Source organism: Streptomyces sp. Ru71, from assembly GCF_002920535.1.
In the GTDB taxonomy this organism is placed as follows: Bacteria; Actinomycetota; Actinomycetes; order Streptomycetales; family Streptomycetaceae; genus Streptomyces.
On the sequence record NZ_PQSS01000157.1, the window covers coordinates 1 to 3403 of the forward strand.

Consider the following 3403-nt stretch of genomic DNA (forward strand, 5'->3'; position numbering starts at 1 on the left):
ACTCCGCGACCGGTTCGGCCGACGACGTCGTACAGGCGCTCGCACGGGCCCTTGGCAAGCTTGCGGCCGCACTCGAGCACCACCACCACCACCACTGAGATCCGGCTGCTAACAAAGCCCGAAAGGAAGCTGAGTTGGCTGCTGCCACCGCTGAGCAATAACTAGCATAACCCCTTGGGGCCTCTAAACGGGTCTTGAGGGGTTTTTTGCTGAAAGGAGGAACTATATCCGGATTGGCGAATGGGACGCGCCCTGTAGCGGCGCATTAAGCGCGGCGGGTGTGGTGGTTACGCGCAGCGTGACCGCTACACTTGCCAGCGCCCTAGCGCCCGCTCCTTTCGCTTTCTTCCCTTCCTTTCTCGCCACGTTCGCCGGCTTTCCCCGTCAAGCTCTAAATCGGGGGCTCCCTTTAGGGTTCCGATTTAGTGCTTTACGGCACCTCGACCCCAAAAAACTTGATTAGGGTGATGGTTCACGTAGTGGGCCATCGCCCTGATAGACGGTTTTTCGCCCTTTGACGTTGGAGTCCACGTTCTTTAATAGTGGACTCTTGTTCCAAACTGGAACAACACTCAACCCTATCTCGGTCTATTCTTTTGATTTATAAGGGATTTTGCCGATTTCGGCCTATTGGTTAAAAAATGAGCTGATTTAACAAAAATTTAACGCGAATTTTAACAAAATATTAACGCTTACAATTTAGGTGGCACTTTTCGGGGAAATGTGCGCGGAACCCCTATTTGTTTATTTTTCTAAATACATTCAAATATGTATCCGCTCATGAATTAATTCTTAGAAAAACTCATCGAGCATCAAATGAAACTGCAATTTATTCATATCAGGATTATCAATACCATATTTTTGAAAAAGCCGTTTCTGTAATGAAGGAGAAAACTCACCGAGGCAGTTCCATAGGATGGCAAGATCCTGGTATCGGTCTGCGATTCCGACTCGTCCAACATCAATACAACCTATTAATTTCCCCTCGTCAAAAATAAGGTTATCAAGTGAGAAATCACCATGAGTGACGACTGAATCCGGTGAGAATGGCAAAAGTTTATGCATTTCTTTCCAGACTTGTTCAACAGGCCAGCCATTACGCTCGTCATCAAAATCACTCGCATCAACCAAACCGTTATTCATTCGTGATTGCGCCTGAGCGAGACGAAATACGCGATCGCTGTTAAAAGGACAATTACAAACAGGAATCGAATGCAACCGGCGCAGGAACACTGCCAGCGCATCAACAATATTTTCACCTGAATCAGGATATTCTTCTAATACCTGGAATGCTGTTTTCCCGGGGATCGCAGTGGTGAGTAACCATGCATCATCAGGAGTACGGATAAAATGCTTGATGGTCGGAAGAGGCATAAATTCCGTCAGCCAGTTTAGTCTGACCATCTCATCTGTAACATCATTGGCAACGCTACCTTTGCCATGTTTCAGAAACAACTCTGGCGCATCGGGCTTCCCATACAATCGATAGATTGTCGCACCTGATTGCCCGACATTATCGCGAGCCCATTTATACCCATATAAATCAGCATCCATGTTGGAATTTAATCGCGGCCTAGAGCAAGACGTTTCCCGTTGAATATGGCTCATAACACCCCTTGTATTACTGTTTATGTAAGCAGACAGTTTTATTGTTCATGACCAAAATCCCTTAACGTGAGTTTTCGTTCCACTGAGCGTCAGACCCCGTAGAAAAGATCAAAGGATCTTCTTGAGATCCTTTTTTTCTGCGCGTAATCTGCTGCTTGCAAACAAAAAACCACCGCTACCAGCGGTGGTTTGTTTGCCGGATCAAGAGCTACCAACTCTTTTTCCGAAGGTAACTGGCTTCAGCAGAGCGCAGATACCAAATACTGTCCTTCTAGTGTAGCCGTAGTTAGGCCACCACTTCAAGAACTCTGTAGCACCGCCTACATACCTCGCTCTGCTAATCCTGTTACCAGTGGCTGCTGCCAGTGGCGATAAGTCGTGTCTTACCGGGTTGGACTCAAGACGATAGTTACCGGATAAGGCGCAGCGGTCGGGCTGAACGGGGGGTTCGTGCACACAGCCCAGCTTGGAGCGAACGACCTACACCGAACTGAGATACCTACAGCGTGAGCTATGAGAAAGCGCCACGCTTCCCGAAGGGAGAAAGGCGGACAGGTATCCGGTAAGCGGCAGGGTCGGAACAGGAGAGCGCACGAGGGAGCTTCCAGGGGGAAACGCCTGGTATCTTTATAGTCCTGTCGGGTTTCGCCACCTCTGACTTGAGCGTCGATTTTTGTGATGCTCGTCAGGGGGGCGGAGCCTATGGAAAAACGCCAGCAACGCGGCCTTTTTACGGTTCCTGGCCTTTTGCTGGCCTTTTGCTCACATGTTCTTTCCTGCGTTATCCCCTGATTCTGTGGATAACCGTATTACCGCCTTTGAGTGAGCTGATACCGCTCGCCGCAGCCGAACGACCGAGCGCAGCGAGTCAGTGAGCGAGGAAGCGGAAGAGCGCCTGATGCGGTATTTTCTCCTTACGCATCTGTGCGGTATTTCACACCGCAATGGTGCACTCTCAGTACAATCTGCTCTGATGCCGCATAGTTAAGCCAGTATACACTCCGCTATCGCTACGTGACTGGGTCATGGCTGCGCCCCGACACCCGCCAACACCCGCTGACGCGCCCTGACGGGCTTGTCTGCTCCCGGCATCCGCTTACAGACAAGCTGTGACCGTCTCCGGGAGCTGCATGTGTCAGAGGTTTTCACCGTCATCACCGAAACGCGCGAGGCAGCTGCGGTAAAGCTCATCAGCGTGGTCGTGAAGCGATTCACAGATGTCTGCCTGTTCATCCGCGTCCAGCTCGTTGAGTTTCTCCAGAAGCGTTAATGTCTGGCTTCTGATAAAGCGGGCCATGTTAAGGGCGGTTTTTTCCTGTTTGGTCACTGATGCCTCCGTGTAAGGGGGATTTCTGTTCATGGGGGTAATGATACCGATGAAACGAGAGAGGATGCTCACGATACGGGTTACTGATGATGAACATGCCCGGTTACTGGAACGTTGTGAGGGTAAACAACTGGCGGTATGGATGCGGCGGGACCAGAGAAAAATCACTCAGGGTCAATGCCAGCGCTTCGTTAATACAGATGTAGGTGTTCCACAGGGTAGCCAGCAGCATCCTGCGATGCAGATCCGGAACATAATGGTGCAGGGCGCTGACTTCCGCGTTTCCAGACTTTACGAAACACGGAAACCGAAGACCATTCATGTTGTTGCTCAGGTCGCAGACGTTTTGCAGCAGCAGTCGCTTCACGTTCGCTCGCGTATCGGTGATTCATTCTGCTAACCAGTAAGGCAACCCCGCCAGCCTAGCCGGGTCCTCAACGACAGGAGCACGATCATGCGCACCCGTGG

Annotated in this window: 3 protein-coding genes; 1 reads left to right on the plus strand and 2 read right to left on the minus strand. The window is 50.7% G+C overall.

The features are described 5' to 3' along the window. Positions 1-792: 792 nt before the first annotated feature. Positions 793-1608, minus strand: a complete 816-nt coding sequence (locus tag C3489_RS37895; RefSeq protein ID WP_000018329.1) for an aminoglycoside O-phosphotransferase APH(3')-Ia — start codon at positions 1606-1608, stop codon at positions 793-795. Between the two features lie 1135 nt (positions 1609-2743). After that, positions 2744-2935: a Rop family plasmid primer RNA-binding protein gene (locus tag C3489_RS37910; RefSeq protein WP_000165985.1), complete on the minus strand. Its 192-nt coding sequence runs from the start codon at positions 2933-2935 to the stop codon at positions 2744-2746. A 64-nt stretch (positions 2936-2999) separates the two neighbouring features. Here C3489_RS37910 and C3489_RS40115 point away from each other — a divergent pair, with 64 nt between their 5' ends. After that, the gene (locus tag C3489_RS40115; RefSeq protein WP_081450183.1) at positions 3000-3335 is read left to right on the plus strand and encodes a hypothetical protein; all 336 of its coding nucleotides are present in this window, start codon (positions 3000-3002) and stop codon (positions 3333-3335) included. The last annotated feature ends 68 nt before the right edge of the window (positions 3336-3403 follow it).

Coding starts and splice junctions, on each gene's coding strand:
- C3489_RS37895 (WP_000018329.1), bottom strand. CDS start 1,608: ATGAGCCATATTCAACGGGAAACGTCTTGCTCTAGGCCGCGATTAAAT.
- C3489_RS40115 (WP_081450183.1), top strand. CDS start 3,000: ATGCTCACGATACGGGTTACTGATGATGAACATGCCCGGTTACTGGAA.